At 41.7% G+C, this 6199-nt stretch carries 2 protein-coding genes; both read right to left on the bottom strand.

Annotated features, from left to right (window positions below; all coding sequences use genetic code 11):
- On the bottom strand, positions 1 to 3844 hold a 3844-nt coding region (locus F6K20_RS20535), incomplete at its 3' end, for an amino acid adenylation domain-containing protein (protein ID WP_287295845.1).
- A partial coding sequence (locus tag F6K20_RS20530; RefSeq protein WP_287295844.1) for a type I polyketide synthase occupies positions 3841 to 6199 on the bottom strand: 2359 nt, incomplete at its 5' end. The genes F6K20_RS20535 and F6K20_RS20530, both read right to left, overlap by 4 nt.

Raw genomic sequence — 6199 nt, 5'->3', positions numbered from 1 at the left:
CTAAACCACTAAAGCAAATTGATTCTGGCCCTTTGTCTCGCAGATAAGTTTCTATCTGTTGAACACTCATACCTGCTCCACTTTCTACAGTCGGTGTTATTACTTTTCCTGGTTGTGCCTCTATATGCAACAGTACGCTATACCTATACTTATTCAGTTCATTGTGTTCTGTTCCCCTCTGTAAACGGATTTGTACATGAGTTATTTCTGGATGTTTTGCTTTGAGAGCTAGAAACAACTCTGGTGACACTAACAACTCGGTATCCTGCTGCATTTGTCTGTCTATCTTTTCTAAGAGTTGTTGTCTCGACAGTGATGGAGTTGCTTGATACAGTTGCACCGAACTGTGAAAGGCTTTCATTAATGGCAAACTCCGGACATCTCCCAGGAGAATTATTCCTCCTGGTTTGACTATCCGAATTACCTCAGATATTGCTTGTAACAAATACTCTACATTCGGAAAATATTGAATTACCGAGTTTAGAATCACCACATCGAAGTTTTGAGCTGCTATGTAACCTATCTCATCTGCTCTTTTCTGTGCTAGATTGACATTAGCATATTTCTCTGGTTCCTGGAGTATTTGTTTTTGGATATACTCTAGTGAAATACTAGATATATCGATGCCATCATAGGCTTGTGTGTGGGGTGCGATTTGAAATAGTAGCAACCCGGTTCCACAACCTATTTCAAATACTTTTTTCGGTTTATGTGCTAATACTTGAGCTACAATATCCCCTGCCCAAATTCGCATTTGCCTTTCTGGTAAGGATTGGTTGTCGTAACTGCTACTCCAACCTGAGATGTTGAATAATGGGTCGGTTACTTCACTCTTATGTTCATCAATTTGTTGGTTAAATAGGTTTTGCCAACTGTTGATTTGAGTCTTTGAGAGTTCTGGGTTTGATGTGATGCTGCTTTCAACTAATGGTACTATATATGCTACTAGACGTTGAGCATTTGAGTTATCTTCCCTGGCTACTACTACTGTTTGTTTGACACTGGGATGTTGAGTTAAGGTTGCTTCTATTTCTCCAGTTTCTATTCGGTATCCTCGTACTTTGACTTGGTGGTCAATTCTACCTAAAAATTCTATATTTCCATCAACTAGATAACGGCCATTATCCCCCGTCTTATATAATTTTGAATTTTGATTTTTGATTTTTGAGTCCTCAAAAGGGTTGGGGATAAATCTCTGATTGGTTAAATTCTCTCGGTTGAGATACCCACGGGCTAAACCAACACCACCAATATAAATTTCACCAGGTACTCCTATGGGGACTGGTTGTAAATTACTATCTAGGATGTAGATTTGAGTATTCGCGATGGGACGACCTATGGGTGGCACAGGATACTCTGGTGAGCATTCGGCCATTGTGGCACATACTGTTGATTCTGATGGTCCATAGGCGTTCACAAATTGTCGCCCTACAGACCAATAGGATATTAGCTCTGGTGGACAAGCTTCTCCTGCTACTACTATGGTCTTTAAGCTTGGTAATTCTTCTGTGGGCATCACTGCTAGAGCTGAGGGGGGTATGGTGATATGGGTGATTTTGTTGTTGTGCAACCACTGACTCATACCCACTCCAGGCATTAAGGTATCTCGGCTGCCCATATACAAACTAGCTCCTGAACCTAAAGCCATGACTATTTCCCAGATGGAGGCATCGAAACTTAATGAGGCGAACTGAAGCACTCTGCTGTTGGAGTTAACTTGAAAGGCTTGGATTTGAACTGTAACCAGATTACACAGTCCCTTGTGTTCTACCAAGACTCCTTTCGGTTTACCTGTGGAACCTGATGTATAAATTACATAAGCTGAATTTTGGGGACTGACTTCACTCTCTACTTTTTCTGGTGTTTCAGTGGCTATTTTTTCCCAATCTCTATCTAGAAAGACCACTTGAGCTTGATGTTGGGGCAATTGAGCTAATATTTGTTCTTGAGTTAGTAACACTGACACTCCAGAGTCAGCGAACATATATTCTAGGCGTTCTTGAGGATAGGCCGGGTCTAATGGTACATAAGCTCCTCCGGCTTTGAGTATGGCTAATAAACCTATTACCATCTCTACTGAACGCTCTACACATATTCCCACTAGGGTTTCTGGAACTACTCCCAATTTTTGCAAGTAATGGGCTAGTTGATTGGCTTTGCTGTTTAATTGGGAATAAGTCAGCTTTTGTTGTTCAAATACTACTGCTACTGCATCTGGGTTGTTTTCGACCTGTTCCTCAAATAACTGATGAATACATTTGTCTTTTGGGTAATCTGTTTTGGTGTTGTTCCATTCTACCAGTATTTGGTTTAACTCTGCCTCTGTCATTAATGGTAGTGCTGTTACTCTCTGTTGCGGATCATTCACTATCCCTTCTAACAAGTTCTGGAAATGACCAGCCATTCTGGCAATAGTTTGCTCATCAAATAAGTCAACATTGTATTTTAAGAACCCAACCAGATATGAGTCCTCTTCAACCATTTCCAGGAATAAATCATATTGACTTTCATACTGATCGAATACAAATGGTTCTACTTCAAGTCCCCCCCAATTCATCAAGGTTGTTTTGCTGCTAAAAAACACCTTTTGCACATCTTGAGATTCCTGGAATTTTTGTAGTACAAAGCAAGCCTGAAAAAGAGGAGAACGACTGGAGTCACGTTCTACCTGTAACTTCTCTACCAATAAAGAAAAGGGATAATCTTGATGAGCTAGTGCTCCCAGGACTGTCTGGCGTACTTGATAGAGGAAATCTCTAAAAGAGAGATTCTCTGACAAATCTGCTCTCATCACTACTGAGTCCACGAAGTAACCAACAATAGAAGCAAACTCCGCTTTTGTTCTACCAGATGTAGGCGATCCTACCAAGATATCCTCTTGACCTGTGTAACGATACAGAAGCACTTGAAAAGCAGCCAACAGAATCATATAAAGAGTTGCCCCCTCTGTTTGAGCTAGTTCCTTCAGTTGTTCAGTCAGCTTTTCAGATAACTTGAAGGGGTAACTGCCCCCATTATCAGTCTGTATAGGGGGTCGTGGTCTGTCTGTAGGCAAATTCAATACAGGTAATTCCCCGCCCAATTTTTGTTGCCAATAGTTCCATAGTTGTTCTCCTTCTTGTCCTTCTACTAACTCTTTTTGCCAACTAACATAATCTTGATAAGAATGCTTTAGTGGTAGTAGGGATGCCTCAAGCCCATTTAGTTGAGCTTGGTAGAGTTGTGGCAGCTCTTTGGTAATTAAGTCGCATGACCAACCATCTAAAGCAATGTGGTGTATTGTCAATAACATAATATGGTCTTGCTCAGAACAAGTGAACCACCTAACTCGCATCACTGGTTCTGTTTCTAGGTTAAAAGGATGTCTGTGAGCTGCAACTACCTTTTTATTTAACTCCTCTTCACTCCAACTAGAAGCATCTATCTGTAAGAAGTCTAACGCTTGATGTTGATGTAGTTGTTGGATTGGTTGTTCGCCCAACTTCGGGAATGTACTCCGTAGTAGCGGATGCCTTTCCCTTAGAGCTTGAAAAACCTGTTGCCAAATAGTTATATCTACCTTAGAGTAGATCCGAACCGAAAATGACACATTATAATTATGATTCTGGGGTGATAGCTGCCACAAAAACCAGAGACCTTTTTGACCATAAGAGAGGGGATGGACTTGGAATATATCTGGATTTTCCTTTAGTAACTGTAAGATTTCTGATTTGTACTGCTTTAGTTGGGCAATAACATCAGTGGTCAGTACTTCTTGGTAACCTCCAGTTTTTAATTTGCCTCCATCAGTCCATAATTTAAGACCTTTGATAGAAAGGTCTTGTAAGAATTCAATTAAGTTCATAGTTCTACCTCTATCCAGTTTTTTTTCTTGATGTTATCTGTGCGATCGCTTTGATTCAGTTGTTGATTTAGTTGATTTGAGAGATCAGCAATGGTGATTCCTTCCATAAATTTTGTAATTGGAACATCCACTTCTAGCTCACTTTGAATTTGATTTCTTAGCTCAATTGACATTAGAGAGTCCAGTCCCATTTTATTTAGAGGTTTGTGTATATCGATGAGATTATTTTTCATGGCTAATACTCGAGCTGCTTTATTTTGGATATGAGAAATTAGTATCTTTTCTCGTTCCATGAAGGAAACTGATTTTAATTGTTCTAAAAGGCGATTATCCTTTGTAGCTATTGAAGTAGTTATTTCCGACCAATCCGCCAAAAACGGCCACTGTGCCACTCTCTCCTGCCACCCTGACCACTCAATAGGCACTACCCCTACTTCCACATCCGAACCACTGATCAATAGTTCCAAAGACTCCAATACCTGAGTCGGAGATATTACACCCATCCCCTGCTTACTTAACCTCACATCTGCACCCCGTTCGGCTGCCTCTCCTACTTGAGAAACGGCTCCCCAATGAATGCTCAATCCCGGTAACCCCTGAGCGCGACGATAATGGGCTAAACCATCAAGGAAAGCATTAGCTGCAGAATGATTTCCCTGACCAGGCGAACCCAACAGAGATGCTGCTGAAGAAAACAGCACAAAAAAGTCCAATGGTTGATTTTGAGTCAATTGATGCAAGTGCCAAGCACCTTGGACTTTCGGTGCCATCACCTGCTCAAAACTAGACCAACTCTGGTTTTGTAGCACTCCATCTGATAACATTCCTGCTGAATGAATCACTCCTGCTAATGGTCGGTTTGACTCCTCAATTCTCTTCCACACCTCTGTGATCGATTTCCGATCAGACACATCGGCCTTTTCCACTACCACTTCCGCTCCTGCCATTTCTAATTCTGTTATTTTTTTTCGAGTTGCATCATCTGGTGAACGACGTCCTAATAATACTAAATGTTTAGCCCCCTTTGACACCATCCAATTTGCTACCAGTAAACCCAAACCTCCCATACCTCCTGTAATCAAGTAGCTAGCTCCAGAACGGAAACTTAAAGGCTTTTGAGTCCTAGCATCAGCAAGTTGTGTTTGAGTCACCACAATCTTGCCTATATGTTTGGCTTGCTGCATATAACGGAAGGCATCAATGACTTCCTCTATGGGAAATACCTTTATTGGTGGTGGTTGTAGTAAACCGTTGCTCAACTTATCTTTCAACCCTTGCAACATAGAATTGATTAATCCCGGTTGCTCTATTGACTCTTTGACTAAATCCACCACAAAATAAGATACATCCGGTCTGAGAGCTGCTACTTGGCTTGAATCCCATACTCCTCGCTTGGCGATTTCCACAAACCGACCACTCTGAGTTACCACTGACATACTCTTACTAATAAATTCCCCAGAAGTCAGAGAGTTAAGTACAATATCCACTCCTTGACCTTGAGTTATTTCCATCACTTGGTCAGCAAATTCATAGGTTCGGGAATTCATAATATGTTTGACTCCCATATCTCGTAGAGCTTCCCATTTGGGAGGACTTGCAGTTGCCAAGACTTCGGCTCCTGCTTCCATTGCAATCTGCACCGCAGCCATTCCAGTACCTCCTGCTGCTGCATGAATAAGGATGCGATCGCCAGCCTGAATCTTGGCCACATGATGCAAAGCATAATAAGCTGTTAAAAAATTAGCTGGAATAGATGCTGCTTCTTCAAAGCTCAGATTTTCTGGCTTGATAACTACATAGGTAGCATCAACAGTTACATACTGACTAAAGCTGCCGTGAGCCATAGCCATAACTGTATCCCCTATATGAAAGCCTGTGACTTTTGACCCTACAGCTACTACTTCACCCGCACACTCTCCACCAAAACTGTCCATCTCTACTAAGTGTTTTTGAGACATTCCATCCACTTGCTGAGGGACTAATCCTAATGCAGATACTACATCTAGAAAATTCAATCCTGTTGCCTTAACTCTAATTTCTACTTCCCCTGCTCCTGGCGAACGTCTAGTAACTGGCTCTAAGACTAAGTTATCTAAACTACCCTTCTCGGAACTTCCTAGTTTGAATGGTTGTGATGGCACCAAATGTTGTGCCACTGGTTGCCGATGATGACTAGCCACCAACCGAGCTACATAACGACCATCTCCACGCCATGCCACCTGGTCTTCGGAATCCTCCGACCAGATTTCATTAAAGAGTGCATCAGCTTGACCCTCTATAGTCTCCTCTGGGTCTAAATCTATACGAGTACAGTTCAATTCTGGATGTTCCAAGCTAATCACTTTGCCCATTCCA

This window comes from Moorena sp. SIO2C4, from assembly GCF_010672485.1.
GTDB classification, from domain to species: Bacteria; Cyanobacteriota; Cyanobacteriia; order Cyanobacteriales; family Coleofasciculaceae; genus Moorena; species Moorena producens.
This window is presented reverse-complemented; position numbering and strand designations above follow the sequence as displayed.